The organism is Streptomyces sp. NPDC039423 (genome assembly GCF_055598725.1).
The window spans coordinates 93,659-120,545 of the sequence record NZ_JBVKAH010000001.1 but is presented as its reverse complement, the minus strand read 5'-3'; the positions used below and the strand labels follow the sequence as shown (position 1 = coordinate 120,545).

Sequence of the window (26,887 nt, the reverse complement as noted above, 5' to 3'; positions counted from 1 at the left end):
GCATCAGGATAAGCAGAGGGAACAAGCGAACGGGCCCGTTCGTACCAACATCCGGTACGAACGGGCCCACATGCTGAGAGCGGAGCCGATCAGCGGCGCTTGAAGGCGGCGTTCTCGGGGTTCCGGTTCTTCAGGACCAGGAAGGAGACGCCCAGCAGCAGGGCCCACAGCGGGGCGCAGTACAGGGAGACCCGCGCGCCCTCGTCGATGCCCATCATCACGATGACCATGCCGATGAACAGCAGGGCGAACCAGCTCGTGAAGGGGGCGCCGGGGGCCTTGAACTCCGATTCCGGAAGCTCGCCGCGGCCGACGGCCGCCCGGTAGCGGATCTGGCAGACCAGGATCATGATCCAGGCCCACATGCCGGAGATGGTCGCGAAGGAGACGACGTACTCGAAGGCCTTGCCGGGGGCGACGTAGTTGATCCAGACGCCGACCAGCATCAGCGCCGCCGAGAAGGTGGTGCCGACCAGCGGGGTGCCGGACTTCGTCAGCTTGGTGAAGACCTTCGGGCCCTGGCCGTTGAGCGCGAGGTCACGCAGCATGCGGCCGGTGGAGTACATGCCCGAGTTGCAGGAGGACAGGGCGGCGGTGAGCACCACGAAGTTGACGATCGCGGCGCCGATGCCGAGGCCCATCTGCTCGAAGGCCGCGACGAAGGGCGAGACGCCCGGCTTGAAGTGCGTCCACGGCACGACCGACAGGATCATGATGAGCGCGCCGACGTAGAAGACGGCGATGCGCCACGGGACGGTGTTGATGGCCTTCGGCAGCGTGACCTTCGGGTCCTTGGACTCGCCGGCGGTGACGCCGACCAGCTCGACCGCGAGGAAGGCGAACATCACGATCTGGAGGGTCATCAGCGTGCCGCCGATGCCCTTGGGGAAGAAGCCGCCCTCGGACCAGAGCATGGTCACGGACGCGGTGTCGGCGGCGTCGGAGAAGCCGATGGTGAGGATGCCGGCGCAGATCAGGATCATGCCGATGATGGCGGTGACCTTGATCATCGAGAACCAGAACTCCAGCTCGCCGAAGAGCTTCACGGAGATGAGGTTCGCGCCGTACAGGATGATCGTGAAGACGAGGGCGGACACCCACTGCGGGATGTTCCACCAGTACGTCATATAGGTGGCCGCCGCGGTCACCTCGGTGATGCCGGTGACGACCCAGAAGAGCCAGTACGTCCAGCCGGTGACGAAGCCCATGAAGGGGCCGACGAACTCACGGGCGTACTCGGAGAAGGAGCCCGAGACGGGGCGGTACATGAGCAGCTCGCCCAGCGCCCGCATGATGAAGAAGATGACGAGGCCGGCGATGGCGTACGCGAGGATGAGGCTCGGTCCCGCCTTGGAGATGGCCTTGCCCGCGCCGAGGAAGAGCCCGGTGCCGATGGCTCCGCCGATCGCGATCATCTGGATCTGACGGGCTCCGAGGCCTCGCTGGTAGCCCTCGCCGGACGCGGACTCCGCGGCCTCACTGCCGTCGTGCTGCTTGTCGACCTGCACTGAGGTCATGGTTGGTGCGCCTTTCTCCACGCTGATCCGCGTCGCTCGCACTGGACTGCGCGTGACCGCGGATCAGGTCCTGATCCCCCCGGATATGGATGGAGTGCCACCGGCGGTCTGCCGGTCGAAGCGCACCCGGGAACAGGGGTGGCGTCCCCGGGCGGTCGTGAAGATTTATCACGGCCGCAACAGTGATCGACGAGCCGGATTGTGGCGCACCGCACAGGAAGAAGCGGACAAACGGAGGAAATGCCTACAAGGTGGGGCGGGCTGGTAATCCGATCGTTATGCGGATTTGAGCGTCCGCTGAGCGAACGGAGGTCACATGAGGGTCTCGACGAGCGTCTCCTGAAGGGCGCCCAGCCACAGGTACGCCATGACCATCGGCTTGCGCGGGTCGGAGTCGGGCAGCCGGTACAGCGCCTCGTTCTCGTCGTCGTCCCTGACCTCCAGCCGGGTGCCGATGGTCAGCCGCAGGTCGTTGAGCGCGCCCAGCCAGTGGCGGGCCTCCTCGCCCGTCAGCTCCAGGACCGCGCCGCCGCCGCCCGCCACGTCCAGCAGGTCCAGGCTGCGGACGACGGCGAGGGCGTCCTCCCGCTTGCGGGCGCGCAGGTCGTTCTCGGTGAAGCGGCGGAACTCGGCGGACGCGGCCCGCAGCTCCTCGTCGGCGTCCTCGTAGGCGTTCGGGAAGAGCCGGGCCAGCGCGGGGTCGGCCGGCGGCTCGGTGGGGCCGTCGCGGAACAGCTCGGCCAGCGGGTCCTCGCCCATGGGCGGCGCCTCGCCGGGGCCGATCAGCTCCAGGAGCTGGACGGCCAGGGAGCGGAGGATGGAGATCTCGACCTCGTCGAGCGGGACGGCCGCGCCGCCGCCGGGCAGCGCCTCGAAGTGGCCGCTCATCAGCCGCGGTCCCGGGAGAGGGTCGCCCACAGTCCGTAACCGTGCATCGCCTGCACGTCGCGTTCCATCTCCTCGCGGGTGCCGCTGGAGACCACGGCCCGGCCCTTGTGGTGGACGTCCAGCATCAGCTTGTGCGCCTTGTCCTTGGAGTAGCCGAAGTACGCCTGGAAGACGTAGGTGACGTAGCTCATGAGGTTGACCGGGTCGTTGTGGACGATCGTCACCCAGGGCACGTCGGGTTCGGTGACGGCGAAACCCTCTTCGGCCGCTTCGGTGCGTTCGATCTCTGCGGGAGCAACACTCACTCACCCAATGCTGCCACTCGGGGTGGGCAGCCGCACAAACGGGTCCTAGAAATCGTCAGAGTGACGAGTATTCGGGGGTAGCATCGTCCTATGAATGCTGCGGATCTTGGGCTGCCGGTGGACGTGCCGTCTACCGCGCTCTTCACCGACCAGTACGAGCTGACCATGCTCCAGGCGGCACTGCGGGGCGGCACCGCCGACCGGCGGTCGGTCTTCGAGGTGTACACCCGCCGGCTGCCCGAGGGGCGGCGCTACGGCGTGGTGGCCGGCACCGGCCGGGTGCTGGACGCCGTGGAGAACTTCCGCTTCGACGCCGGTGTGCTCGGCTTCCTGCGGGAGCGCGGGATCGTCGACGAGCCCACCCTCGCCTGGCTCGCGGACTACCGCTTCGGCGGCGACGTCTGGGGCTACCCCGAGGGCGAGGTGTACTTCCCCGGCTCGCCGATCCTCCGCGTGGAGGGCTCCTTCGCGGAGTGCGTGCTGCTGGAGACCGTGATCCTGTCCATCCTCAACCACGACTCGGCCATCGCGGCCGCCGCCTCGCGGATGTCGGCCGCGGCCGGTGACCGGCGGCTGATCGAGATGGGCGCCCGGCGCACCCACGAGCTGTCCGCGGTCGCAGCCGCCCGCGCCGCGTACGTGGGCGGCTTCTCCTCCACCTCCGACCTGGCGGCGGGCTTCCGCTACGGCATCCCGACGGTCGGCACCTCCGCGCACGCGTTCACCCTGCTCCACGACACGGAGCGGGACGCCTTCCGCGCCCAGGTGGAGTCCCTGGGCCGCGGTACGACGCTGCTGGTCGACACCTACGACGTGGCCGAGGCGGTGCGCACCGCCGTGGAGATCGCCGGCCCCGAGCTGGGCGCGGTGCGCATCGACTCCGGGGACCTGCTGCTGGTGGCGCACCGGGTGCGCCAGCAGCTCGACGACCTGGGGGCCCACGACACCCGGATCGTGGTCACCTCCGACCTGGACGAGTACGCCATCGCGTCGCTGGCGGCGGCGCCGGTGGACGCGTACGGGGTGGGCACCCAGCTCGTGACCGGCAGCGGCCACCCGACCTGCTCCATGGTCTACAAGCTGGTCGCCCGTGCCGAGTCGGCGGACCCGAAGGCGCCGCTGCGGTCGGTGGCCAAGAAGTCGCTGGGCGGCAAGATGTCCGTCGGCGGCCGCAAATGGGCGGCGCGCCGGGTGGACGCGGACGGGGTGGCCGAGGCCGAGGTCATCGGCACCGGGCCGGTGCCGGCGGAGCTCGCGGACCGGCAGCTCCTGGTCGAGCTGGTCAAGGGCGGCGAGGTGGTGGCGCGCGAGCCGCTGGACGCGGCGCGCGAGCGGCACATGGCGGCGCTGGCGGGGCTGCCGATGTCGGCGATCCAGCTCTCCCGGGGCGAGGCCGTCATCCCCACGGAGTACCTCTGAGATCACCCGGAGCGTGCGGACGACCGGGTCCGGGCGGGTGGGACGCCCCCTCCCGCCGGACCGGAGGAGTCTCTAGGCTCGGTCCCATCCCCCGTGACCACCCGCTCGAACGGCCGGCCGACCGGTCCCCCACCGAAGGACTACCGTCATGCACCGCGCACTGATCGTCGTCGACGTCCAGAACGACTTCTGCGAGGGCGGCAGCCTCGCGGTGACGGGCGGCGCGGACGTCGCCGCCGCCATCACCGACCTGGTCGGCGAGGCCGCCGGAGCCGTCTATCAGCACGTGGTGGCCACCCGGGACCACCACGTCGACCCGGGGGACCACTTCTCCGACCGGCCCGACTTCGTGAACTCCTGGCCGAGGCACTGCGTGGCCGGAACGGAGGGGGTGGGCTTCCACCCGAACTTCGCGCCGGCGGTCGCGTCGGGCGCGATCGACGCGGTGTTCGACAAGGGGGCGTACGCGGCGGCGTACAGCGGCTTCGAGGGCACCGACGAGAACGACGTCCGGCTGGCCGACTGGCTGCGGGAGCGGGAGGTCACCGAGGTGGACGTGGTGGGCATCGCCACCGACCACTGCGTGCGCGCCACCGCGCTGGACGCGGCCCGGGCGGGCTTCCGCACCCAGGTGCTGCTGGACCTGACCGCCGGTGTCGCCGCGGAGACCACGGAGCGGGCCCTGAGGGACCTGCGGGCCGCGGGCGTCGAGCTGACCGGCAAGCCGGTCGTCTGAACCCCCGACGGCCCCCCGACGGCCCCGCATCGGCCCTGCGGCGGCCCCATGGAGGTCCTACGGCGCGCCTCCGGGCCACGAGGCGCCCGTGGGCGCGCCCCAGGCCCTCGGCCGCGGGAGCAGCGCGCGGATGGGGTGCCACAGCTCGGTGCGGGACTCCGGGACCGTGCGCCAGAGCAGGCCGTCGGGGTGGTGGAGCACCGCGGTGACCTCGTCCGGCGTGGGCGGGTGGGTGTTGCCCCGGAGGTAGACCGCGCGAAGGCCCAGGTTCCGCAGCCGGGTCAGGGCGCGGGCGCGGTTGGCCGCGTGGACCAGGACGCGGACCGTGGAGCCGTCGCCGACCGGGTTGGGCAGGCTGAGCGCGACCACGACCTTGCCGCCGGGCAACTTGGTGAAACCTCCACCGGGCATGCTGAACCACTCCCCCGTGAGATGGTGTGTCAATAAGAATGGGTCACCACGCACCTAAACAGAATCGGCCGCCGCCCGCTAGGGGGCGACGGCCGATCATGCTCTGACCTGCGACGACAGGGTTTACTTCGTCGAGGGGCCCACCTGGACCGTGATCGTCTGGCCGTTCTTCGGCTGCTTGACGATGGCGATCTTGGTGTTGGTGTCAGTTACCTTGACGCCCGCGCGCGGGTTCGAGTCGTAGTAGTAGACGCCCTTGCGGTCGTCGAACGCCGGGACACCGGCCTGCGAAGCGATCTTGGTCGCCACGCCCGCCTTGTGCAGCGTGATGCCGGTGGTCCGGTACAGGCTGAACGGCGAGTCGTAGGCCTGGATGCGGTTGCGGGTCAGCGTCCCGTCCGCCCACTTGGTGGGCGTGGCGTGGGCGTCGACCGGCAGGATCAGGCCCTGGCCCGGGTGGACGGCGGTGTTGTTGTCCTTCTGGGAGGTGTCCCACTGCCAGACCAGCAGACCGGTCTGGTACGGGTAGTGCTCCACCCAGCTGTCCATCGGCGCCGCGAAGCCGAAGTTGTACGGGCCGACCTTGAGGGTCTTGTCGTACGAGACGTACTGGCGGTTCTCGGCGATGTAGTACTGGTCGTACTCGTCGGTGAGCGAGTCACCGATCCGCGAGAAGCCCTTCGGCGTCCAGCCGTTGTCGTCGCCCTCGGCGTTGTCCGAGAACACCGGCGCGCCGTCGGCCGTCAGGGTGATGGCGTCGGCCGTGAAGCCCTTGCCGCCCGCGCCGCCGTCGGTCTGGTAGCGGAAGCGGAGGTCGAACTTCTTGCCCGCGTAGGCGTCGAGCGGGAACGCCAGCTTCTGCCAGGTGCCGGAGACACCGGTCAGCGACGGGGCGCCGCTGGCGTCGGCCGGGATGGCCTTGCCGTCGGCGGTACCGGCCAGGGCGGTCCACTGCTTGCCGCCGTCGGTGGAGACCTCGGCGTACAGGTAGTCGTAGTCCTGCTCGATGTCCCACCACCCGTCGAGCGTCAGCGCGGCCTTGGTCTTGCCGGTGAGGTCGACGGAGCGCGTGAGGGTGTTCTTGAGGTCGTCACCCATGTCGCTCCACCACTGCTTGGAGCCCTCGGCCGGCTTGACGACCGGGGTGGTGACCTTCTTCTTCGGCAGGTCGACGACGAGCGCCTGCGGGTTCTTGGTGTTGTACTCCGCGACGCCCAGCGTGTGCTTGGACTTCGTCGCCGCCTTGGCCTTCTCGTAGTTGAGCCAGCCGAGCTGGAGCTTGTCCCAGGCGGTCATGTCGCCGGGCAGGTCACCGATCTCGTTCTTGCCGGTGCCGAGCCAGGAGCCGGAGGACATCAGGGACCAGAAGCCGGTCGAGTTCTCGGCGCCCGCCTTGCCCGAGGTGTCGTACAGGTCGGGCAGGCCCAGGTCGTGGCCGTACTCGTGGGCGAAGACACCGAGGCCGCCGTTCTCGGGCTGCATGGTGTAGTCGCCGACCCAGATGCCGGAGTCGCCGATCTGCGTGCCGCCGGCCTTGTTGTTCGCCGGGCCGGTCTTGCCGGCGTCGGTGCCGTAGGCGTACCAGCGGTGGGCCCACAGCGCGTCGGTGCCCTGTGCGCCGCCGCCCGCGGACTCGTCCTCACCGGCGTGGACGATCTGGAAGTGGTCGATGTAGCCGTCGGCCTCGTTGAAGTTGCCGTCGGCGTCGAAGTCGTAGCGGTCCCACTGGTCGTACTGGGCGAGCTGCGCCTTGATCTGGGCGTCGGTCTTGCCGGCCGCCTTCTGCTGCGCGGTCCACGCGGTCACACCGTCGCGGACGGCGTCCCACACGTTGGCGCAGTTGGTGTTGCCGCAGTAGTTCGAGCCGTAGCGGGCCTCGTTGTACTCGACCTTGACCCAGTCGGAGACCGCGCCGTCGACCGAGTAGCGGCCGGAGGAGGTCTTCTCGTAGTAGGTCTTCAGGGACTGCTTCTGCTGACCGGTCTTCTTGTCCTTGCCGGTGCCGAAGTACAGGTCCTGGAAGTGCTGCTGGTTGTAGTCCTTCTGCCAGGCCGTCGAGTTGTCCTTCGAACGGTCCGGCTCCGCTATCGCGTTGTGCAGCGGGCCGGCCGCGCCGCCGAACTTCGGCTTCAGCGTGTGGTCGTCGCCGTCGTCCGCGCGGTCGATCAGCGTCGTGTTGTCGACCTTGTCGCCGAACTCGACCAGGATCGTGAAGATCTTGTCGGTCTTCTCGCGGCCCAGCTCGACGTACTTCTTGTCGTCGAGCTTGACGACCTTGGAGGCACCCCTGCGCTCCACCTTGCGGTCGCCTGCCAGCACCTGCTCCAGCGCGGCCTCGCGCGCCTGGGCCTGCTGCTTGCTGAACGGGCCGTCGAGGTCGTGGTCGACCTTGGCGGCGTTGTCGCGCCCCGGAGCCCCGTGCGCACCCGGAGCCGGGTCATGACGCTCGATGCCCTCGGTGGGGCGGTTGTCGGCCTGGGCCGTGGTGAAGGCCGAGGCCGTAGCGGCGGTGGCGGCCAGCGCCACGATCACCGCGGACGCTCTGAACGCCCGTCGTCTGCTGGTCACTTAGATCTTGTCCTCCCCGCGCCCGCGCCCGCGGATGGGGGGTCGATGTGTTATCCGCGTGCGGTGTCGCGCCACAAGTGACGACATTCGACCGGAGAATGACGCGAAAAGACAGACCTTGACTTGCACAGGCCAAGTGCTCTATGTGAACAGCCCGACCCGCATTGCGAACAGCCGCCCCGCCGGGGCTCCGGCGGGGCGGCGGCGGGGAACCGGCCTGGTCACCCGCCCGACGGGCCCACCTCCACGGTCACCGACGAGCCGCCCGGCGACTGGCCCGCGAGGGCGATCCGGGTGCCGGTGTCCGTGGTCCGCACCCCGCCGAACCGGTTCTCGGCGTACCAGTACACCCCCTTGTGGTCATCGAAGACGGAGTTGCCCGCATGCGGGGGGATCCGCTGCGGTACGCCCTTCCTGTGCAGGGTGAAACCGGGCACCGGGTACCGGCTGAACGCCGCGTCGTACGGGGCGATCTTGTTGGACATCAGGGTGCCGTCGTCCCAGGTCATCGGCTGCGGGTGGGCGTCCACCGGCAGCAGCAGCCCCTCGCCGGGGTGGTCGGTGACGTTGTTGTCCCGCTGCGAGGTGTCCCACTGCCAGATCATCACCCCCGGCCGGTAGGCGTAGTGCTCCACCCAGTCGCCCCGCGGCTCGGGGAAGCCGAAGTGGTACGGGCCGGTCGCCAGCGTCCGGTCGTACGACACGTACTGCCGGTTCTCCACGACGTAGTACTGCGGGTAGTCGCCCGTGACCGACTCCCCCACCCGCGCGAACCCCCGCGCCGTCCAGCCCGCGGCGCCCTCCCCCTCCGCGTCGTCCGCGAACAGCGTCACGCCGTCCGCCCGCACGGTGACGTTGTCCGCCGCGAAGCCCTTGCCCGCCACCCCGCCGTCCGTCTTGTAGCGGAACCGGACGACGATCCGCTTGCCGGCGTACGCGTCCAGCGGGTACACCAGCCGGCGGTACCTCTCCGAGACGCCCGTCAGGGCCGGCTTGTCACCGCCGTCCCGGGTGATGGCCTCCCCGTCGGCCGTGCCGTCCACCGCCTTCCAGCTCTCCCCGCCGTCCGTGGAGACCTGGGTGTACAGGTGGTCGTAGTCCTTCTCGATGTCCCACCAGCCGTCGAGTTCCAGCGCGGCGGAGGAACGGCCCGTCAGGTCGACGGTCCGGGCCAGCGTGTGCGACAGGTTGTCGCCGTGGTCGCTCCACCACTGCCCCGCGCCCCCGGCCGGCCGCACCACCGGGGTGGTGACCCGCTTCGTCGGCAGCTCCACGACCAGCCCCTGCGGCAGGTCGGTGTTGTACGCCGACACGCCCAGCGTGTGCTCCGACGCGACCGCGGCCCGGGCCCGCTCGTAGTTCAGCCAGCCGAGCTGGAGCTTGTCCCAGGCGGTCATGTCCCCCGGCAGGTCGCCGATCGCCTCCTTGCCCGTGCCCAGCCACGAACCGGACGACATCAGCGACCAGAAGCCGACCGAGTTCTCCACGCCCGCCACGTTGTTGGTGTCGTACAGGTCCGGCAGGCCGAGGTCGTGCGCGTACTCGTGGGCGAAGACGCCCAGCCCGCCGTTCTCCGGCTGCATCGTGTAGTCGCCCACCCAGACACCGGTGTTCCCGATCGCCACGCCCCCCGCCCGGAACCCCGCCGGACCGGTGTCGCCGTCGTCCCGGCCGTAGGCGTACCCCCGGTGCGCCCACAGCGCGTCCGGCCCCTGGGCGCCGCCGCCCGCCGAGCCGTCCTCGCCCGCGTGCACGATCTGGAAGTGGTCGATGTAGCCGTCCGGCTCGTTGAAGTCGCCGTCGTTGTCGTGGTCCGTACGGTCCCACTCGTCGAACCGCGCCACCTGGGCCCTGATCTGCTCGTCCGTCCTGCCCCCGGCCCGCTGCCCGGCGACCCAGGCGGCCACCCCGTCGTGGACCAGGTCCTCGACGTTGGGGCAGTTGTTGCCGCCGCAGTAGTTCGAGCCGTACCGCGCCTCGTTGTACGCGACCCTCACCCAGTCCGAGACCTCGCCCTCCACCGAGTACCGGCCCGAGGAGGTCTTCTCGTAGTACGTCTTCAGCGACTCCACCCCCTCCCCCTCGCCGAAGTACAGCCGCCGGTAGTGCTCGCGGTCGTAGTCGGCGCGCCAGGCCGTGGAGTTGTCCCGCGTCCGGTCGGGCTCGGGGATCCGGTTGTGCAGCGGCCCCGGCGTGCCCCCGTACTTGATGACGGGCGGCTTCGGGCCGCCCGGCCCGTCCGGGTCGTACGTGGTGGTGTCGTCGATCTCGTCCCCGAACTCGACCAGGATGGTGAAGATCTTGTCCGTACGCTCCCGGCCCAGCTCGACGTACTTGCGGTCGGCGAGCTTGACCACCCGCGAACCGCCCCGGCGCTCCACCTCCGCCCGCCCGCTCAGCACCTGCTCCAGCGCCACCTGCCGCTGCTGCCGCTGGCGGGCGCTGAAGGGGCCGTCGATGACGTGCCCGTCGTGCTTCCCCTCGGCGGACCCGCGCGAGACGTCGTCGTCGACGGGGGCGGTGGTGGCCGGGACCGCCGCGGCCGCCGCGGCGGGCGGAGCCGCCCGGGCGTCCGGCGCGGTGGTGACGAAGGGCGCGGCCAGCGCGACGACGATGATCGACGCGGCTCCGATGTACCTCACTTACTGCGGTCCTCCCCTGCCGATCGCGACAACGGGCGCCGAATTCGGGCCATTTGGCATAGGCCGTGATTCTGTGCGCCCCCCATACACCGGTACCGTGGGTTAGGTCACGCTTACTACCGGTTCCTCTCGGGCATCCACCGTCGTAGAGTCAAAGAACAGTGCGACCGAGTTGCGTGACCCCCATCCGGTGCTCCACTGCTTCGAGGACGGAACCCGCCATGCCGCGTCCGACCGCCGCACAGCTCGCCTACGGTTCGGCCACCGTCGTCTTCGCGACCGTCGCCATGCTGCTCGTGTCCCGCACCACCACCGGACTGGGTGTCGCGCTGATCGGCGTCGCCGCCCTGGCGCTCGGCCTGCTGGTCGCGATGACCCTGCCGGCGTCCGCCGGCCGCCGCGCGGCCCCCGACGCCGCGCGACCGCCGGTCCCGGCCCGGCGCAGGGAGCACTCACTGCGTCGTTGACACGACGACGGTCTTGGCCGCCTTGTCGTGCAGGCCCTGTTTGTACGGCTTGTCGACGAGGATCAGGATCAGGAGCAACAACGGCCACAGACAGGCGCAGCAGATCAGCGCGGGCAGCCACAGCACCACCGCCCGGATCAGCGCGGCGTTCGTGTTCGGCACGCTGCCGTCGTTGAGCATCGCCACGCGCATGCCCATCAGCCGTTTGCCGATGGTCTGGCCGTGCCGCTTGCTCGTCATGAGGGTGTCGTAGGAGACGTACGCCGCGATGGTGATGAGCTGGAACACCCACTGCGTGGTGTCGTTGGCCTGCCACACGTCCGCGACGTCCGCGTCGTCCCCCACCTTGGCGTAGAGGTCGAACGGGATGCCGAGGAGGGCGAGCGGTACGACGATGATCGCCCAGTCGATGAGCCGGGCCAGGACGCGCCTGCCCGAGTCGGCGAGCGGCGGCATCCCCGCCAGCGGATCCGCCCCGCCGTAGCCGTACGGACCGCCGCCGTACGGACCGCCGCCGCCATAGGGGCCGCCGCCTCCGCCGTAAGGGCCACCCCCGCCGCCGTCGTACGGCCCGCCCGGACCGCCCTCGTACGGCCCGCCGCCGCCGTACGGTCCCTGCCCGCCGTACGGACCGCCACCGCCCGGCGGAGGGGGCGGCGCGGGCGGCGGCTCGGCGCCCTCCTCGTGCGGCGGCCTCTTGCGGAACGGGTCGTCCTCGGGGGGCTGCTGACCGGGCGGCGGTGGTTCGTTGCTCATGGGGGCAGTGCACCCCGGCCGGCGGGGCCCCGCAAACGATCACCGGCCGTTCGGGCTACCGCCCGGCGACGAAGGTGTGGGCGGCCTTGTCGTGCCAGCACTGGCGCCAGGGGCGGTCGAACAGCGCCCACAGGACGTTGACCACACCGACCACCAGGATCCCCAGCACCGAGTAGACCAGCCAGCGGCGCAGCGCAGCGCCGAACGCCGGGGGCTCGTGCGACTCGATGTCCCGCACGTCGAGGCCCATCAGCTTCTTGCCGAGCGTACGGCCCCACTTGGCGGTGGGCACCGCCTCGTACAGCGCGCCCAGCACCAGCAGGGCGGCCAGCGTGATGCCGAAGTACGTCGCGGTGGTGCCGTCCAGGAGCCAGACGGTGACCGTCTCACCGGACCGGCGGGCCTGCTCGATCTTGCCGTCGATGTGGTCGAGCGCCTTGGAGACGAACGGTACGGCGACGGCGCCGACGGCCGCCCCCAGCACCAGGGTGTCGATCAGCCGGGCCGCGAACCGCTTGCCCAGACCGGCCGGGCGGGCGGCCGCCTGGGCCTGCGCGGCCGCCAGGAACGGGTCGTCGACCGGGGGCTTCCAGGGCAGGACGGGCTGCTGCGACCGGGCCTCCGGCACGCCGGGCCCGGGTGCCTGGGCCTCGGCGCGGCCGGGCTGGGCGAGCTGGTGCACCTGCTGCGCCCAGGACGCGGCGCCGCCGCCGGGTCCGTGGGTGACCGGCGCGGCGGGCGCCGCGGGGGTGGCGGGCGTCGTCGGGGCCGGGGCCGGTGCCTGCGCCTGGGCAGGGGCAGGGGCAGGAGCGGGGGCGGCCGGCTGGGCGGGGGCCGGTCCCTGGGCGGGGGCGGCCGGCTGGGCGGGGAGCCGGGGGCCGCTCGGGGCGTCCGGCGTGAACGCCCGGATGGTCATCGTGCCGTCGGCGGGCTGCCCGGGCGCGGGCTGCGGGGCCTGCGGCTGGGGCTGGGGCTGCGGGGGCTTGACCGCCCGGATGGTGACGGTGCCCTCCGGGGCGGCCGCCTTCGCCGGCTCCGGTTCCACGTTCCGCACGCCGGGCAGGGCGCCGCCCGTCGGGTCGGGGGCCGGGCGGCGCGGGTCCTGGCCGGCCTCGGCGCCCCAGGAGACCCGGTGGTCACGGTCGCCCCCGAACCCGGTCTGGCGCGAGGCGTCCGCCTGCCACACGGACGCGGGCTCCGGCTCGGGCGGGGCGACCGGCTCCTCGTCGAAGAAGACCGGGCCGGTCTCCTCCACCGAGGACACCGAGGACACCGAGGGCGTCGGTGCCGGCGCCGGGGACGGCCGGTCCGGCGGCGTGGGCAGCGCCTCGCCGTCCTGCGGGGCGGGGCGGCTCGTCCCCGGCACCCAGGCGCCACCGTTCCAGAACCGGATATATCCCGGGATGGACGGATCGGGGTAGTAGCCAGGCGTGGGGCTGCCGTCGCCGGTTGCCGGGGTTGGGGCGCTCATCACCGTGGTCCCGTATCTCCTCGAGGCCTCAATTCAAGGCACCACATCTACCAGACCGCCGAGCGGACCCGGACCGGTCCGTCCACAACGGCCACGATCAGGTCACACCTGTGTTACGGGAAGCGAGGACGACCCCACCCCGGGAAGTCCCCCGCCGAAGTCGCGTAATGACGGACGGCGAAGCGCCTCTCATCCGGTACGGCCCCCTCCAGGGCCCGTACCGGAGAGAAGGGAACCGTCCCATGCGGCACACCGTCGTCGAACGCGAACTGGAGCTCACCCTCGTGCTGTCGCCCGAGCGCGGCGTCCCCGTCCCCGCCCGGCTGGCCTACCGCACGGACGACCCGTACGCCGTGCACATCACCTTCCACGTCGGCACCGACCACCCGGTGCACTGGACCTTCGCCCGCGAGCTGCTGGTCGAGGGCGTCTTCCGCCCGTGCGGCCACGGCGACGTGCGGATCCGGCCCACCACCCTGGACGGCCGGGCCGTCGTGCTGATCGCGCTGTCGTCGCCGGACGGGGACGCGCTGCTGGAGGCCCCCTCCCCGCAGGTGTCCGCCTGGCTGGAGCTGGCGCTGACGGTGGTGCCGCCCGGCTCGGAGTCGGAGCAGCTCGGCCTGGACGACGGACTGGCCGAGCTGCTCGCCTGACGGCCCGGTCAGCCGGTCACGTACGTGTGCGTGATGAATTCGATCGAGTGGCCGTCGGGGTCGTCGATGTACACACCGCGGCCCCCGTGGTGGTGGTTGATCCGCTGGGGTTCGCGGTGGTACGGGTCGGCCCAGTACGGCAGTTCGCGCTCCTGGATCCTCCCGAAGATCTGGTCGAACTCGTCCTCCGGGACGAGGAACGCGAGGTGCTGCGGGACGATCCGGGGCGCGTCGTCGTCGAGGTAGTCGAGGGTGACGCCGCCCTCCAGCGGGACGCTCGCGAACGGGCCGAAGGGCTTGGGCTCGGGCGCGTCGATCAGCTCCGTGAGGAAACGGGCGGCGGCGAACCGGTCGCGGCTGCGGACGATGGTGTGGTCAAGGCGTGCGGGCACGGCTCCTCCTTCATCGGTCCCTCCACGCTATGCGGGCGGCCGGGCCCGGACCATCGGACATCGGCCCTAGGTCCTGTCCGCGAAGTCTCGCCGGAGTCTCAGAAGACCTTGCCGGGGTTGAGGATGCCGAGCGGATCGAAGGTCGCCTTGATGCCCCTCTGCAACTCCAGTCCCACCGGGCCCAGTTCGCGGGCCAGCCACTCCTTCTTCAGTACGCCGACGCCGTGTTCGCCCGTGATGGTGCCGCCGAGCTCCAGGCCGAGGGCCATGATCGCGTCGAACGACTCGCGGGCCCGGCGCGACTCGTCGGGGTCGTGGTGGTCGAAGCAGACGACGGGATGGGTGTTGCCGTCACCCGCGTGCGCGCAGACGCCGATCGTCAGGCCGTACGCGGAGGCGATGGCGGCCGTGCCGTCGAGCATCTCGGCGAGCCGGGAGCGCGGCACGCACACGTCGTCGATCATCGTCGCCGTGCTGACCGCCTCCAGCGCGGTCAGCGCCATCCGGCGGGCCTTCAGCAGCATCTCCGACTCGGCCGCGTCCTCGGCCGGGACGACCCCGGTGGCCCCGGCGGCGCTGCACAGCTCCCCCACGGCGGCGAGGTCGGCGGCCGGGTCGGGGGTGTCGAACGCGGCGAGCAGCAGCGCCTCGGTGGTCTCGGGCAGGCCCATCCGGCCGAGCCGGTTGACCGCCCGTACGGTGGTGCGGTCCATCAGCTCCAGCAACGACGGCGCGTGGCCCCGCTCCATGACCGCGCACACGGCGTCGCAGGCGGCCGCCGCCGACGGGAACTCGGCGGCCAGCACGAGCTGTCGCGGCGGCCGCGGGCGCAGCGCCAGGACGGCCCGTACGACGACGCCGAGGGTGCCCTCGGAGCCGACGAAGAGCCGGGTGAGGTCGTACCCGGCCACGCCCTTGGCCGTGCGGCGGCCGGTGGACAGCAGACGGCCGTCGGCGAGGACGACGTCCAGGCCGAGCACGTACTCCGCCGTCACCCCGTACTTGACGCAGCACAGGCCCCCGGACGCGGTGCCGATGTTCCCGCCGATGGTGCAGGTCTCCCAGCTCGACGGGTCCGGCGGGTAGTACAGCCCGTGCTCACCGACCGCGCGGGACAGCACGGCGTTGACCACGCCGGGCTCCACGACCGCGACGCGGTCGACCGGGTTGATCTCCAGGATCCGGTCCATCCTGGTCAGCGACAGCACGATGCAGCCGTCGGAGGCGTTCGCCGCGCCCGACAGGCCCGTGCGGGCGCCCTGCGGGACAACCGGCACCCGCAGCTCGGTCGCGGTGCGCATGACGTGCCGCACCTCGTCGACGGTGCCCGGCAGGGCGACCACCGCCGGGGTGCCGGCGTCGCAGAAGCTCGCCATGTCACGGGCGTAGGAGGTGGTGACGTCCGGGTCGGTGAGGACGGCCTCCGCCGGGAGGCCGGCCCGCAGGCGGGTCAGCAGCTCGTCCATGATCCCAGCCTGGCACCCGGGGCCATCGGTGTGAACCCGTCGGGGGTTCGGCGCGGGGTGCGCCGGGTGGCTCGCCGTACCGGCGGGGCGTTTGCCGCACAGTGACGGCATGACAACGGAACGGGTCTCGCGGATCGTCCTGGGTGTGGGCGCGGCCATGGTGCTGGCCGGCATGGTCGCCGTGCTCGTGCCGGTGGGCCTCGGCGGGGGTGCTCCGGCACCCGCGCCCGGCGCCGTCGCGCGGGCCGTGTCGGCGGCGCACGCCGGGGCACAGGCGTCGCTTCCCGAGCTGGCCGCGCTGATCGGCGATCGTGAGCGGTGGCTGCGCGCCCACCCGCGGGACGACGCCTCGTGGGCGGAGCTGGGCGCCGCGTACGTGGAGCGCGGGACGCGCAGCGGCGACACCGCCGCGTACGTACGGGCCGAGAGGGCGCTGGAGCGGTCCCTGGAGCTGCTGCCCGCGGCCCGGGGCAACACCGACGCGCAGCTCGGCATGGGCGCGCTCGCCAACGCCCGGGGCGACTTCCGGGCGGCGCGGAAGTGGGGCGAGGCGGTGCGCGACCGCGCCCCGAGGCGGTGGCAGGCGTACGTGGTTCTGATCGACGCGTACGGCGGGCTCGGCGACCAGGTGTCCGCGGGGCGGGCCATGGAGCGGCTGCGGGCGCTGCGGGCCGGGGCGCCGGCGCTGTCCCGGGCGTCGCTGGTGTACCGGGACAGGGGGTGGCGCGAGGACGCCGCCGCGCTGGCGCACGACGCGGTGGCGCTGGCCGCCACCCCGGCGGAGAAGGCCGCGTGCCTGGCGCGGCTGGGCGACCTGGCGTGGGAGCGGGGCGAGCCCGCCGAGGCCCTCACGTCCTACGGGCCGGCGCTGCGGCTGGTGCCCGGCCACGCCCCGTCGCTGGCCGGCCGGGCCCGGGCGCTGGCGGCGCTCGGGCGGACCGGCGAGGCGCTGCGGGACTACTCGGCCGCCCTGGAGGCGCTGCCGCTGCCGCAGTACGCCCTGGAGGCGGGCGAGTTGTACGAGTCGCTGGGGCTCGAAGGGGACGCCCGCACGCAGTACGAGGTGCTCCGGGCGCGGGCCACCGAGGCGGGCACCCACGGGGTCGACGGGACGCTGGTGCTGGCCCGGTACGAGGCCGACCACGGGGACCCGGACGCCGCCGTGGCGCGGCTGCGCGCCGCGTGGGCGAGGGGGCACCGGTCCGTGCACGTCGCCGACGCGCTCGGCTGGGCGCTGTACCGGGCGGGTGACGCCGAGGAGGCGCTGCCGTACGCCCGGCGGGCCACGGACCAGGGCCTGCGGAGCGCGCTGTTCGCGTACCACCGGGGGCGGATCGAACAGGAGCTGGGGAAGTGGGGGCCGGCGCGCCGACACATCGAGGAGGCGCTGCGGATCAACCCGTCCTTCTCGCCCCTGCTGGCGCCGAAGGCCCGCCGGGCGCTGGCCTCGCTGGGCGAACCGCCGGAGGGCGGCCCGCGGAACGTCCCCGGCGGCGCCGGCTCCCCGGCGCCCGACCGGTCGCCCGCCCGTGACCGCGCCCGCCCGTCGCCGTCGCCGTCGCTGTCACCGTCGCCGTCGTCGTCGCGGGGCCGCTGAGGCGGGTTCGGGGCGACGAACGTGGACGCCCGCCGCGGTCGTCGGATCGACCCCGCACGGCTCCGCCCGGCCGTCCCGCGGCCGCGGGACGCGGGACGAGAAGGCCGCGGCCGGCCGCCCGGCCCCCCGTACCGGGCGGCCGGTGTTCCGGTGCGCGCGTGCGGCCCGGACGCGGACGCCCGGGCCGGGGGGTGCCGCCGGGCGCGGACCGCCCGGGCGGGGGTGTCAGAGGTTGCCGCGCTTGGCCTGCTCGCGCTCGATCGCCTCGAACAGCGCCTTGAAGTTGCCCTTGCCGAAGCCCATCGACCCGTGCCGCTCGATCATCTCGAAGAACACCGTCGGACGGTCCTGGACCGGCTTGGTGAAGATCTGCAGCAGGTAGCCGTCCTCGTCGCGGTCGACCAGGATCTTCAGCTCGCGCAGGGTCTCCACCGGCACGCGGGTCTCGCCGGCCCACTCGCCGAGGGTGTCGTAGTACGAGTCGGGGGTGTCGAGGAACTGGACGCCCGCGGCCCGCATCGTGCGGACGGTGTGCACGATGTCGTTCGTGGCGAGCGCGATGTGCTGGACGCCCGCGCCGCCGTAGAACTCGAGGTACTCGTCGATCTGCGACTTCTTCTTCGCGATCGCCGGCTCGTTGATCGGGAACTTCACCTTGAGCGTGCCGTCGGCGACGACCTTCGACATCAGCGCCGAGTACTCGGTCGCGATGTCGTCGCCCACGAACTCCTTCATGTTCGTGAAGCCCATGACCTTGTTGTAGAAGGCCACCCAGTCGTTCATCTTCCCGAGCTCGACGTTGCCCACGCAGTGGTCGATGGCCTGGAAGGTGCGCTTGGCCGGCGGCTCGACGACCGGGGACGCGGTGACGAAGCCGGGCAGGTAGGGGCCGTCGTAGCCGGAGCGGTCCACGAGGGTGTGGCGGGTCTTGCCGTACGTGGCGATCGCGGCGAGGACGACCGTGCCGTGCTCGTCCTTGATCTCGTACGGCTCGGTGAGGCCGGTGGCGCCCTGCTCGACGGCGTACGCGTACGCCTTGCGGGCGTCCGGCACCTCGATGGCGAGGTCGATGACGCCGTCGCCGTGCTCGGCGACGTGGTCGGCGAGGAAGCGGCCCCAGTCGGTGGACGCCTTGATGACGGAGGTGAACACGAAGCGCGCGGCGCCGTTCGTCAGGACGTAACTGGCGGTCTCGCGGCTGCCGTTCTCCGGTCCGGAGTAGGCGACCAGCTTCATGCCGAAGGCCGTGGAGTAGAAGTGGGCGGCCTGCTTGGCGTTGCCGACGGCGAAGACGACCGCGTCCATTCCCTTCACCGGGAAGGGGTCGGCCTGCCGGGCGGTGTCGGGCGTGTGCTGGATGGTCTCAGTCATGGCGGCAGGCTCTCTCCGTTTGGCAAGGTGCGCAATAGTTGTGATGGACGCTGGTCATTTTGACCAGCGGGTGGGCAGGATGGGCGGACGTTCTGTACAGGGTGACCATTCGGGAGCGGCTGTGGCGATCGATCATCTGGACGGCAGGCTCATCGCCCTGCTGGCGAAGGAGCCGCGGATAGGCGTGCTGGAGGCTTCGCGCAGGCTGGGCGTGGCACGCGGCACGGTGCAGGCCCGGCTGGACCGGCTCCAGTCGAACGGAGTCATCCGGGGCTTCGGCCCGGAGGTGGACCCGGCGGCGCTGGGGTACCCGGTGACCGCCTTCGCGACCCTGGAGATCAAACAGGGGCAAGGGGCCGATGTGCGGGAGCACCTGGCCGGGGTCCCCGAGGTGCTGGAGCTGCACACCACGACCGGCCACGGGGACATGCTGTGCCGGCTGGTGGCCCGGTCGAACGCGGATCTCCAGCGGGTGATCGACCGGGTCGTCGGTTTCGACGGCATCGTGCGGGCCTCGACGGCGATCGTCATGGAGAACCCCGTGCCCCTGCGGATCATCCCACTGGTGGAGCAGGCCGCGTCGGAGGAGTGAGTCGCATGCGTGCCAAGAAGTCTGTGCAAAGAAGTCCTTGCACAGACTTCTTTGCAACTCTAGGCTGAGGGCATGCCCGAGCCCGAGAAGAACGACCAAGGGGCCCGCCCGGTCCGGCAGTTGGACCCACGCTCGCTGCGCGGACTGGCCCACCCCCTGCGGATCCGGTTGCTGGCCGCCCTCCGCCACCACGGCCCCGCCACCGCCTCCCAACTGGCCGACCGGCTGGGCGAGTCGAGCGGCGCCACCAGCTACCACCTCCGCCAGCTCGCCTCCTACGGCTTCACCGAGGACGCGCCCGAGCGCGGCAAGGGGCGCGAGCGCTGGTGGCAGGCCGTGCACCAGGGCACGGCCTGGGACTCCTCGCTGTTCGACGACGAGGACCCGCAGACGCGCGGGGCGGTCAACGTCCTGCTGCACGAGATCGCCACCCTCCACGGCCAGGAACTGTCGACGTGGATCGGCACCATGCGCGACTGGCCCGCCGAGTGGGTCAGGAACGCCGACCTCAGCGACTTCACCCTGCGCCTCGGCCCCCGGCAGCTCCACGACCTCGGCGAGGAACTGCACGCGGTGATCGACCGCTACCGCGCGGCGGCACCCGACGCCGACGCCACCCAGGTCCGCGTCCACCTGCACGCCTTCCCCCAGCAGAACGACTGAAGGGACCGACCACCGCCATGCACCCCGACATACACCTGCGGATGCACGAGCTGCGCGCCGCCGCCCTGCGGGACGCCGCTCCCCCGCGCCCGGCCCGCCGGCGCCCGCTGCGGGCCCAACTGGGCTGGATGCTGGTCGAACTGGGCCTCCGCCTGGTCACCCCGCCGGCCCGCACCGCCCGTATGGCATGAGCGGCCGGAGCCGGCGTCCGCTGGCCACCGTGCTGGCCGCCAACGCCATATCCATCAGCGGCAACGCACTGACCCTCATCGGCGTCCCGTGGTTCGCGCTCCAGACCACCGGGAGCCCCGGCAAGGCGGGGCTCGTCGCCTTCTGCGCCACCCTGCCCGTCGTCGTCTCGGCTCTCGTCGGCGGACCGGTCATCGACCGGATCGGCCGCCGGCGTGTCAGCATCGCCTCGGACCTCGTCTGCGGCCTCGCGCTCGCCGCCATCCCGCTCCTGCACCGCGCCGGGCGGCTCGACTTCTGGGTGCTGTGCGCCCTGATGGCCGTCACCGGCCTGTTCCACGCGCCCGGCGAGACGGCGCGGCACGTCCTGGTCCCCGACCTCGCCGAGCGGGCCGGGACCACGCTCGCCCGGGCGGCCAGTCTCTTCGACGCGGTGTCGCGCGGCGCCCGGATGACCGGCGCCGCCCTCGCGGGCGTGCTGATCGCCCTGGTCGGGGCGGAGACGGTGCTGCTGCTGGACGCCGCGACCTTCGGGCTCTCCGCGCTGCTGGTCTCCGCCGGCCTGCGCGGGGTGGCCGCCGCGGAGCCGCGCCGGGACGCCGAGCCCGTCTCGCCGGCGCGGTACCGGGCGGAGCTGCGCGAGGGGTACGCCTTCGTGATCGGCTCCCGGCTGCTGCTGGGCATCACCCTGATGGTGATGGTCACCAACGGCCTGAGCCAGAGCTGGAGCGCGGTGCTCCTGCCGGTGCACGCCCAGCGGAACCTGGGCGGGGCGGCCGCGATCGGCCTGCTCATGGCGGTGTGGGGCGGGTGCGCGCTGCTGGGCGCCCTGCTCTACGCGATGGTGGGGCACCGCTGCCGGCGGCGGACGGTGTTCACGCTGGCGTTCCTGGTCAGCGGGGCGCCGCCGTTCCTCATGGCGGCGGCGACGGACGGCGTGTGGCCGCTGGTGGTGACCGCGGCCGCCGGCGGGCTGGGCTCCGGGACGCTCAACCCGATCCTGACGACGGTGATGTACGAGCGGGTCCCGGACGCGCTGCGCAGCCGGGTGGCCGGGGTGACGACCGCCGGGGCGCTGATGGCCATGCCGCTGGGCGCGGTCGGGGCGGGCTACCTGGTGGAGCGGGCGGGGCTGGTACCGACGCTGCTGACGGTCGGCGGGCTGTACTTCCTGACCACGCTGACCCCGGCGCTCTTCCCGAGCTGGCGGGAGATGGACGCCCCGGGGCCGGTCAGCAGCTCGGGACCTTCCCGCCCCGCTCCAGGGCGCGCAGCGACGACACCGCGTCCTTGAGCGTGGTGACGGGGACGAGCCGCAGCCCCTCGGGCTTCTCGGCCTGGGCGTCCGCGCACTCGTCCTTCGGTACGAGGAAGACGGTCGCCCCGTCGCGGTGCGCGGCCTGCGTCTTGAGGGACACCCCGCCGACGGCGCCGACCGTGCCGTCGGCGGCGACCGTGCCCGTACCGGCGATCGTGCGGCCGCCGGTGAGGTCGCCGCCCGAGCCGTCGCCCTCGATCTTGTCGACGATCCCCAGCGCGAAGAACAGCCCGGCGCTGGGGCCGCCGACGTCGGCGAGCTCCAGGTCGACCTTCACCTGCTCGGGGCTCTTGCCGAGGTAGCCGAGGGCGGCCCGGACGGCGCTGTTCTGGGACTCGCGCATCTGGCCGATGTTGCGCTTCTCGATCTCGGCGTCGGACTTGCCCGGCGGGTAGACCGAGTCGCGCGGCAGGACGGCCCGGTCGCCGCGGAACCAGCTTTCCACGACGTCCCCGAGGTCGACGTCGGCACGCGGCCCGGTGGCCACGATGGTCGTCATGCGCAGCTCGCCCGTGGTCGGGCGGACGGGCACGCCGGAGACGGTGATGACCTGCCGGCCCTTGTGCTCCCCCAGGACGTCGCTGGTCGACCCCGGCTGCGCCAGGGTGAACGGCAGCGGCGCGGCCCCTGCGACCACGAGCAGGGCGACGACGGGCAGGGCGCACAGGGCGAGGGCGCGGGGGCGCGTGAGACTGGAGAGCACGGTGCCAATCTATCGGCCGCCCCGCGGCCGCCGGCCGGCGGCGGGCATGCGGCGGACCCGCGTCAGCGGAGGGCGTCGGCGACTTCGCGGGCGGCGTCGACCACCCGGGGGCCCACCCGCTCCGGCACGGCGTCCGCCAGCATGACCACCCCGACGCTGCCCTCGATGCCGGTCACCCCGACCAGCGGGGCCGCCGCGCCGCTGGCGCCCGCCTCCAGTTCGCCGTGCGTGAGCGTGTAGCCCGGCTCGTTCAGGGCGCCCTGCCGGGCGGCGAGTATCGCGCGGCCGGCCGCGCCCCGGTCCAGCGGGTGGCGGAACCCGGCCCGGTAGGCCACGTGGTAGTCCGTCCAGGTCGGCTCGACGACCGCGACGGCGAGCGCCTCCGCCCCGTCGACCAGCGTCAGATGGGCGGTGGCGCCGATGTCCTCGGCCAGCGATCGCAGCGCGGGCAGCGCGGCCTCGCGCACCAGCGGGTGCACCTGACGGCCCAGCCGGAGCACCCCGAGGCCCACCCGGGCGCGGCCGCCCAGGTCACGGCGTACCAGGGCGTGCTGTTCGAGCGTGGCGAGCAGGCGGTAGACGACGGTGCGGTTGACGCCGAGCTTGGTGGACAGCTCGGTGACGGTCAGCCCGTGGTCGGTGTCGGCGAGCAGCTTGAGGACGCGCAGTCCCCGGTCGAGCGTCTGGGAGGTTTCCGCGGTCACGACGCCCTCTCCTTCGGAGTGAGTGACGGCGGACACTCTCAAAGGCGGACGCGGCACCGGTCCCATCGGCGACGCACGGAGAGGCCGCCGGCAGGCCATGGCACACCGGCTGCGCTCCGCGGCGGCGCTGCCACGGGGCGTTTGCATTGCGATTGCCGGGGACAGTAGCGAGGGACTCCGCTCAGCGGAAGCCCTCGTCCAGAATCCGGGCGAAAGCGTTTTCGGTACGCAGTCTTCGCCCCGGTATGTGCCGATGGGCCGACGCCCGCCGCCCCGGGCTCAGCGCATGCGGGTGGCCCACTCCTGGACCTTCTTGATGCGCTCCCGGATCTGCCCCGCCGTCGCCTCCGCGCTCGGCGGCCCGCCGCACACCCGGCGCAGCTCGGTGTGGATGACGCCGTGCGGCTTGCCGCTCTGGTGGACGTAGGCGCCGACCATCGTGTTGAGCTGCTTGCGCAGCTCCAGCAGCTCCTTGTGCGACACCACCGGACGCCGTTCGGCCGGCAGTTCCAGCAGGTCGGCCTCATCGGCCGGCTTCTGCCGGCTGTGCGCGATCTGCCGTGCCTGCCGCTTGCGCAGCAGGAGCTGCACCTGGTCGGGCTCCAGCAGGCCGGGGATGCCGAGGTAGTCCTGCTCCTCCTCGCTGCCGGGGTGGGCCTGCATGCCGAACTCGGCGCCGTCGTAGAGGACCCGGTCGAAGACGGCGTCGGACTCCAGCGCCTCGAAGGGCAGCGTGTCCTGCTCGCCGGTGTCCTCGTCCTGCTCCTTGTTCGCCTCGTCCATCTCCTTCTCGGACTCGGCGTAGGGGTCCTCCTCGCCCTCCTTCCTGGGCTTGTCGAGGGCGTGGTCGCGCTCGACCTCCATCTCGTTGGCGAAGGTCAGGAGGTTGGGGATGGTGGGGAGGAACACCGACGCGGTCTCGCCGCGCCTGCGGGACCGTACGAAACGGCCCACGGCCTGCGCGAAGAACAGCGGCGTGGAGATGGTCGTCGCGTAGACGCCGACGGCCAGGCGCGGGACGTCGACGCCTTCCGACACCATGCGGACGGCGACCATCCAGCGGTCGTGGCTCTCACTGAACTCGTCGATCCGCTTGGACGCCCCCGCGTCGTCGGACAGCACGACGGTCGCCTTGGTGCCGGTGATCTCGCGGATCAGTTTGGCGTACGCGCGCGCCGAGTCCTGGTCGGAGGCGATGACCAGGCCGCCCGCGTCGGGGATGCCCTTCCTGACCTCGGTGAGCCGCTGGTCGGCGGCGCGCAGCACGTTGGGCATCCAGTCGCCGCGCGGGTCGAGCGCGGTGCGCCAGGCCTGCGAGATCGCATCCTTGGTCATCGGCTCGCCGAGCTTGGCCGCGACCTCGTCACCGGCCTTGGTGCGCCAGCGCATGTTGCCGCTGTAGCTGAGGAAGATCACCGGGCGGACGACGCCGTCGCCGAGCGCGTTGCCGTATCCGTACGTGTAGTCGGCGGACGACCGCCGGATGCCGTCGTTGCCCTCCTCGTACGTGACGAACGGGATGGGGTTGGTGTCGGACCGGAAGGGCGTACCGGTGAGGGCGAGGCGCCGCGTGGCGGGCTCGAACGCCTCCAGGCACGCCTCGCCCCACGACTTGGAGTCACCGGCGTGGTGGATCTCGTCGAGGATGACCAGCGTCTTGCGCTGCTCGCTGCGGTTGCGGTGCAGCATGGGCCGGACGCCGACACCGGCGTAGGTGACCGCGACCCCGTGGTACTCCTTGCTCAGCGGCCCGGCGCTGTAGTCCGGGTCCAGCTTGATCCCTATCCGCGCGGCGGCCGCCGCCCACTGCTTCTTCAGGTGCTCGGTCGGCGCGACCACGGTGACCTGCTGCACGACGTGGTGGTGCAGCAGCCAGGACGCGAGCGTGAGCGCGAAGGTGGTCTTGCCGGCGCCGGGCGTCGCGACGGCCAGGAAGTCACGCGGCTGCTCCTGGACGTACTTCTCCATCGCGGCCTGCTGCCAGGCACGGAGCTTGTTCGCGGTACCCCAGGGGGCGCGGCCGGGGAAGGCGGGTGAGAGGTGATGGGAGGCGGTAGTGGTCACGGTCTCCGACTCGGTCTCTCGGCGGTACGTACGACAACCGGGCCACCCTACCGGTGGCCCGGCGCCGTCCCCGCCGGGACGGCGCCGTGACCTCGCCGAGTGCGACGCGGCTCACACCGCCGCGGGCCCGGCCGGCCCGGCGTCACCGCGCGGGGTGGCAGGCTTGCCGAGCCGCGTCGCCACCCACGCCCCCACCAGCGCCACCAGGGCCATCGGCAGGAACACCGCCGCGAAGGCCGCCGGGTGCGAGCCGCCGCCCGTCGTCGCGTGGCCGGCCGGGGAGCCGCCGCCCAGGGCCGCGAAGGCGGCGCCGCCCACGGTGAGCAGCACCGCGTTGGAGAGCCCGTCCGAGATCTGGAGGGCCGCCGAGTTGGCGCCCGCCTCCTCCGGCGCCGACAGCTTCAGCAGCAGCACGCTGGTCGAGGCGATGACCAGCCCCATGCCGAGGCAGCCGAACCCCCAGGCGACGCCCACGGTCCACACCGGTACGGAGGCGATCAGCACGCTCGGGGCGGTCGCGACGGCCGCCGCGACCAGCAGCATCCCCAGCACCATCAGCCGCTCGCGGTACGGCTCCGCCCGGGGCCGCGACTGGATGTACGAGCCCAGCGCCCAGGTCGCGCCGCCCACCGCCAGGGACAGCCCCGCCAGGGTGGGGCTCAGGCCCCGTTCGCTGACCAGCATCAGCGGCACGAACGATTCGGCGGAGATGAACGCCCCCGCCGCCAGCCCCCGCAGCAGCACCACCGACGGCAGGCCACGCGCGGCCCGGTGGATGCCGCGCGGCAGCAGCCTGCGCGCGGACGGCACGAGCAGCGCGGCTCCGGCCGCCGCCGGCGCGAGCGACAGCCACCGGAGGTCCTGGCCCGCGTACTGGAGCAGTCCGGCGCCCAGGGAGATGCCGAGCGCCGACCGGACGCGCCGCCCGTCGAACGGCACCGCCGTCGCCTCCGCGCCCGCCGGTCCGGACGCCGTCCGCCGTATCGCCGGCAGGGCGAGCGCCAGCGGCAGGACGATCAGCACCGGGATGCCGGTGAACACCCACCGCCAGCCCAGCCGTTCGGTGACCGTGCCGGCGGCGAGCGGCCCGACGATCGAGGGGACGACCCACCCGGCGGCGAACGCCGCCATGATGGCCGGCCGCAGCCGTTCCTCGTACGCCCGGCTGACGACCACGTACAGCGCGACGATCACCATCCCGCCGCCCAGTCCCTGCACGGCCCGCCCGAGGATGAACAGCCACATGGCCGTGGCCGTCCCCGAGGTCAGCAGCCCGGCCGCGAAGGCGCCGATGCCGGTGGCGAGCGGCGCGAGCGGTCCCGCGCGGTCGCACCACTGCCCGGACAGCACCATGGCGAACAGGCTGGTGGTGAAGTACGCGGAGAAGGCGAACGCGTACAGCGGGACGCCGTGCAGTTCCCGTGCGGCGACCGGCATCGCCGTACCGACGGCGGTCGCCTCGAAGGCGATGAGCATCACCACCGAGACGATGCCGACGCTCAGCGCGCGGTGGTCCCGGCCGAGGACACCGCCGGGCCGGTGCCCCCCGGCGGTGGGGGTGCCTGTGCGGAGGCGTTCCGAAGCGGTCATCCCCTCACCGTAAGAGGCGTGGGACACGGTGGCGCCTGTCGGGGGCGGGGAACGTCCCGTCCGCCGGCCCTCCGTCCATGAACGGCGTGTGGCAGTCCTGTTGCGGCCGCCCCGCCGTCCTTCCCGACGGCGCGGCCGCCGCCCTACGGTCGTACCGGAGCACCTCACGACCGTGTGCCCGAGAGGCTGAGGGGCCGGACTGCAACTCCGGTGACGCGGGTTCGAATCCCGCCACGGTCTCCAGCGCCAGGGCCTGTCTTCCGGATCAGGCCGGATCAGGCCGGATCAGGGAGGAGCCACTGCGGAGCAGTGGCGACCGACGACAACGCGGCAGACGCGCGTGCCAGGGCACGCGAGCCCGGCAAGATCCGGAAGACAGGCCCTGAGGGCGCGGTCCCCGTCCAC

At 72.4% G+C, this 26,887-nt stretch carries 24 protein-coding genes and 1 tRNA gene; 10 read left to right on the top strand and 15 right to left on the bottom strand.

Going from position 1 to position 26,887, the window contains the following annotated elements:
- Positions 1–89 precede the first annotated feature (89 nt).
- The 3 genes from ACZ7LK_RS00500 to clpS form a co-directional block, all read right to left on the bottom strand.
- Positions 90–1,517, bottom strand: coding sequence for an amino acid permease (locus tag ACZ7LK_RS00500; RefSeq protein ID WP_469463784.1), 1,428 nt, complete (start codon positions 1,515–1,517; stop codon positions 90–92).
- 312 nt (positions 1,518–1,829) lie between these two features.
- Positions 1,830–2,405, bottom strand: a complete 576-nt coding sequence (locus tag ACZ7LK_RS00495; protein ID WP_392274455.1) for a DUF2017 domain-containing protein — start codon at positions 2,403–2,405, stop codon at positions 1,830–1,832.
- The gene (gene clpS, locus ACZ7LK_RS00490) at positions 2,405–2,710 is read right to left on the bottom strand and encodes an ATP-dependent Clp protease adapter ClpS (protein ID WP_471137710.1); all 306 of its coding nucleotides are present in this window, start codon (positions 2,708–2,710) and stop codon (positions 2,405–2,407) included. The genes ACZ7LK_RS00495 and clpS overlap by 1 nt, the downstream gene beginning before the upstream one ends.
- A 90-nt stretch (positions 2,711–2,800) precedes the next feature.
- Between clpS and ACZ7LK_RS00485 the strand changes: the two genes are divergently transcribed.
- Together ACZ7LK_RS00485 and ACZ7LK_RS00480 are read left to right on the top strand one after the other, a co-directional pair.
- The gene (locus ACZ7LK_RS00485; protein ID WP_471137709.1) at positions 2,801–4,129 is read left to right on the top strand and encodes a nicotinate phosphoribosyltransferase; all 1,329 of its coding nucleotides are present in this window, start codon (positions 2,801–2,803) and stop codon (positions 4,127–4,129) included.
- A 148-nt stretch (positions 4,130–4,277) separates the two neighbouring features.
- Complete coding sequence (locus ACZ7LK_RS00480) at positions 4,278–4,865, top strand: isochorismatase family protein (protein WP_392274453.1); 588 nt, start codon at positions 4,278–4,280, stop codon at positions 4,863–4,865.
- Between the two features lie 57 nt (positions 4,866–4,922).
- Here the strand turns inward: ACZ7LK_RS00480 and ACZ7LK_RS00475 are convergent, their stop codons facing one another.
- From ACZ7LK_RS00475 to ACZ7LK_RS00465, 3 genes are all read right to left on the bottom strand, one after another.
- Positions 4,923–5,276 carry a hypothetical protein gene (locus ACZ7LK_RS00475; protein ID WP_469463782.1) on the bottom strand — a complete coding sequence of 118 codons (354 nt, stop codon included), beginning with the start codon at positions 5,274–5,276 and terminating at the stop codon, positions 4,923–4,925.
- 123 nt (positions 5,277–5,399) lie between these two features.
- Positions 5,400–7,844: an immune inhibitor A domain-containing protein gene (locus ACZ7LK_RS00470; RefSeq protein ID WP_392274451.1), complete on the bottom strand. Its 2,445-nt coding sequence runs from the start codon at positions 7,842–7,844 to the stop codon at positions 5,400–5,402.
- A 221-nt stretch (positions 7,845–8,065) separates the two neighbouring features.
- On the bottom strand, positions 8,066–10,486 hold the full coding sequence (locus ACZ7LK_RS00465; RefSeq protein WP_469463781.1) for an immune inhibitor A domain-containing protein: 2,421 nt from the start codon (positions 10,484–10,486) through the stop codon (positions 8,066–8,068).
- Positions 10,487–10,707: 221 nt separating this feature from the next.
- Between ACZ7LK_RS00465 and ACZ7LK_RS00460 the strand changes: the two genes are divergently transcribed.
- Positions 10,708–10,953: a hypothetical protein gene (locus ACZ7LK_RS00460; protein WP_392274450.1), complete on the top strand. Its 246-nt coding sequence runs from the start codon at positions 10,708–10,710 to the stop codon at positions 10,951–10,953.
- Here ACZ7LK_RS00460 and ACZ7LK_RS00455 read toward each other — a convergent pair.
- Entirely contained in the window at positions 10,939–11,709 is a 771-nt protein-coding gene (locus ACZ7LK_RS00455; protein ID WP_471137707.1) for an RDD family protein, read from the bottom strand. The genes ACZ7LK_RS00460 and ACZ7LK_RS00455 overlap by 15 nt on opposite strands.
- A gap of 55 nt (positions 11,710–11,764) precedes the next feature.
- Entirely contained in the window at positions 11,765–13,180 is a 1,416-nt protein-coding gene (locus ACZ7LK_RS00450) for an RDD family protein (protein ID WP_471137705.1), read from the bottom strand.
- Between the two features lie 242 nt (positions 13,181–13,422).
- Between ACZ7LK_RS00450 and ACZ7LK_RS00445 the strand changes: the two genes are divergently transcribed.
- Positions 13,423–13,833, top strand: a complete 411-nt coding sequence (locus tag ACZ7LK_RS00445) for an SsgA family sporulation/cell division regulator (RefSeq protein WP_392274447.1) — start codon at positions 13,423–13,425, stop codon at positions 13,831–13,833.
- 8 nt (positions 13,834–13,841) lie between these two features.
- On the opposite strand, the gene ACZ7LK_RS00440 is transcribed toward ACZ7LK_RS00445, so the two are convergent.
- Positions 13,842–14,225, bottom strand: coding sequence for a VOC family protein (locus ACZ7LK_RS00440; RefSeq protein ID WP_469463777.1), 384 nt, complete (start codon positions 14,223–14,225; stop codon positions 13,842–13,844).
- A 98-nt stretch (positions 14,226–14,323) separates the two neighbouring features.
- Entirely contained in the window at positions 14,324–15,691 is a 1,368-nt protein-coding gene (locus ACZ7LK_RS00435; RefSeq protein ID WP_471137702.1) for an FAD-binding oxidoreductase, read from the bottom strand.
- Positions 15,692–15,800: 109 nt separating this feature from the next.
- Between ACZ7LK_RS00435 and ACZ7LK_RS00430 the strand changes: the two genes are divergently transcribed.
- Positions 15,801–17,288, top strand: coding sequence for a tetratricopeptide repeat protein (locus tag ACZ7LK_RS00430; RefSeq protein WP_471137701.1), 1,488 nt, complete (start codon positions 15,801–15,803; stop codon positions 17,286–17,288).
- A 225-nt stretch (positions 17,289–17,513) separates the two neighbouring features.
- Here ACZ7LK_RS00430 and hppD read toward each other — a convergent pair whose 3' ends face one another.
- A complete protein-coding gene (gene hppD / locus ACZ7LK_RS00425) occupies positions 17,514–18,659 on the bottom strand; it encodes a 4-hydroxyphenylpyruvate dioxygenase (RefSeq protein ID WP_392274443.1) in 1,146 nt (381 codons plus the stop codon).
- Between the two features lie 121 nt (positions 18,660–18,780).
- Between hppD and ACZ7LK_RS00420 the strand changes: the two genes are divergently transcribed.
- The 4 genes from ACZ7LK_RS00420 (at position 18,781) to ACZ7LK_RS00405 (ending at position 21,397) form a co-directional block, all read left to right on the top strand.
- The gene (locus tag ACZ7LK_RS00420; RefSeq protein WP_392274442.1) at positions 18,781–19,251 is read left to right on the top strand and encodes an Lrp/AsnC family transcriptional regulator; all 471 of its coding nucleotides are present in this window, start codon (positions 18,781–18,783) and stop codon (positions 19,249–19,251) included.
- A 72-nt stretch (positions 19,252–19,323) separates the two neighbouring features.
- Positions 19,324–19,914 (top strand): ArsR/SmtB family transcription factor, encoded by a 591-nt coding sequence (locus tag ACZ7LK_RS00415; protein ID WP_392274441.1) that lies wholly within the window; start codon positions 19,324–19,326, stop codon positions 19,912–19,914.
- A 17-nt stretch (positions 19,915–19,931) separates the two neighbouring features.
- Positions 19,932–20,105, top strand: coding sequence for a hypothetical protein (locus ACZ7LK_RS00410; protein ID WP_392274440.1), 174 nt, complete (start codon positions 19,932–19,934; stop codon positions 20,103–20,105).
- Positions 20,102–21,397, top strand: a complete 1,296-nt coding sequence (locus ACZ7LK_RS00405; protein WP_469463774.1) for an MFS transporter — start codon at positions 20,102–20,104, stop codon at positions 21,395–21,397. The genes ACZ7LK_RS00410 and ACZ7LK_RS00405 overlap by 4 nt, the downstream gene beginning before the upstream one ends.
- Here the strand turns inward: ACZ7LK_RS00405 and ACZ7LK_RS00400 are convergent.
- The 4 genes from ACZ7LK_RS00400 to ACZ7LK_RS00385 form a co-directional block, all read right to left on the bottom strand.
- The gene (locus ACZ7LK_RS00400) at positions 21,336–22,124 is read right to left on the bottom strand and encodes a YlbL family protein (RefSeq protein ID WP_392274438.1); all 789 of its coding nucleotides are present in this window, start codon (positions 22,122–22,124) and stop codon (positions 21,336–21,338) included. The two genes, ACZ7LK_RS00405 and ACZ7LK_RS00400, sit on opposite strands and share 62 nt — an antisense overlap.
- Positions 22,125–22,186: 62 nt before the next feature.
- Positions 22,187–22,828: an IclR family transcriptional regulator gene (locus ACZ7LK_RS00395; protein WP_392274437.1), complete on the bottom strand. Its 642-nt coding sequence runs from the start codon at positions 22,826–22,828 to the stop codon at positions 22,187–22,189.
- Between the two features lie 279 nt (positions 22,829–23,107).
- Positions 23,108–24,892 carry a DEAD/DEAH box helicase gene (locus tag ACZ7LK_RS00390; protein WP_392274436.1) on the bottom strand — a complete coding sequence of 595 codons (1,785 nt, stop codon included), beginning with the start codon at positions 24,890–24,892 and terminating at the stop codon, positions 23,108–23,110.
- A gap of 111 nt (positions 24,893–25,003) precedes the next feature.
- Entirely contained in the window at positions 25,004–26,482 is a 1,479-nt protein-coding gene (locus ACZ7LK_RS00385) for an MFS transporter (RefSeq protein ID WP_392274435.1), read from the bottom strand.
- 168 nt (positions 26,483–26,650) lie between these two features.
- Here ACZ7LK_RS00385 and ACZ7LK_RS00380 point away from each other — a divergent pair.
- Positions 26,651–26,725, top strand: a tRNA-Cys gene (locus ACZ7LK_RS00380).
- Positions 26,726–26,887: the final 162 nt, after the last annotated feature.

Excerpts from the sequence above, each read along its gene's own strand:
- ACZ7LK_RS00415 (WP_392274441.1), top strand. The coding sequence starts at position 19,324 with ATGCCCGAGCCCGAGAAGAACGACCAAGGGGCCCGCCCGGTCCGGCAG.
- ACZ7LK_RS00485 (WP_471137709.1), top strand. The coding sequence starts at position 2,801 with ATGAATGCTGCGGATCTTGGGCTGCCGGTGGACGTGCCGTCTACCGCG.
- ACZ7LK_RS00475 (WP_469463782.1), bottom strand. The coding sequence starts at position 5,276 with ATGCCCGGTGGAGGTTTCACCAAGTTGCCCGGCGGCAAGGTCGTGGTC.
- ACZ7LK_RS00435 (WP_471137702.1), bottom strand. The coding sequence starts at position 15,691 with ATGGACGAGCTGCTGACCCGCCTGCGGGCCGGCCTCCCGGCGGAGGCC.
- ACZ7LK_RS00405 (WP_469463774.1), top strand. The coding sequence starts at position 20,102 with ATGAGCGGCCGGAGCCGGCGTCCGCTGGCCACCGTGCTGGCCGCCAAC.
- ACZ7LK_RS00385 (WP_392274435.1), bottom strand. The coding sequence starts at position 26,482 with ATGACCGCTTCGGAACGCCTCCGCACAGGCACCCCCACCGCCGGGGGG.
- ACZ7LK_RS00460 (WP_392274450.1), top strand. The coding sequence starts at position 10,708 with ATGCCGCGTCCGACCGCCGCACAGCTCGCCTACGGTTCGGCCACCGTC.
- ACZ7LK_RS00455 (WP_471137707.1), bottom strand. The coding sequence starts at position 11,709 with ATGAGCAACGAACCACCGCCGCCCGGTCAGCAGCCCCCCGAGGACGAC.
- ACZ7LK_RS00410 (WP_392274440.1), top strand. The coding sequence starts at position 19,932 with ATGCACCCCGACATACACCTGCGGATGCACGAGCTGCGCGCCGCCGCC.
- ACZ7LK_RS00450 (WP_471137705.1), bottom strand. The coding sequence starts at position 13,180 with ATGAGCGCCCCAACCCCGGCAACCGGCGACGGCAGCCCCACGCCTGGC.
- ACZ7LK_RS00430 (WP_471137701.1), top strand. The coding sequence starts at position 15,801 with ATGACAACGGAACGGGTCTCGCGGATCGTCCTGGGTGTGGGCGCGGCC.
- ACZ7LK_RS00500 (WP_469463784.1), bottom strand. The coding sequence starts at position 1,517 with ATGACCTCAGTGCAGGTCGACAAGCAGCACGACGGCAGTGAGGCCGCG.
- ACZ7LK_RS00495 (WP_392274455.1), bottom strand. The coding sequence starts at position 2,405 with ATGAGCGGCCACTTCGAGGCGCTGCCCGGCGGCGGCGCGGCCGTCCCG.
- hppD (WP_392274443.1), bottom strand. The coding sequence starts at position 18,659 with ATGACTGAGACCATCCAGCACACGCCCGACACCGCCCGGCAGGCCGAC.
- ACZ7LK_RS00445 (WP_392274447.1), top strand. The coding sequence starts at position 13,423 with ATGCGGCACACCGTCGTCGAACGCGAACTGGAGCTCACCCTCGTGCTG.
- ACZ7LK_RS00480 (WP_392274453.1), top strand. The coding sequence starts at position 4,278 with ATGCACCGCGCACTGATCGTCGTCGACGTCCAGAACGACTTCTGCGAG.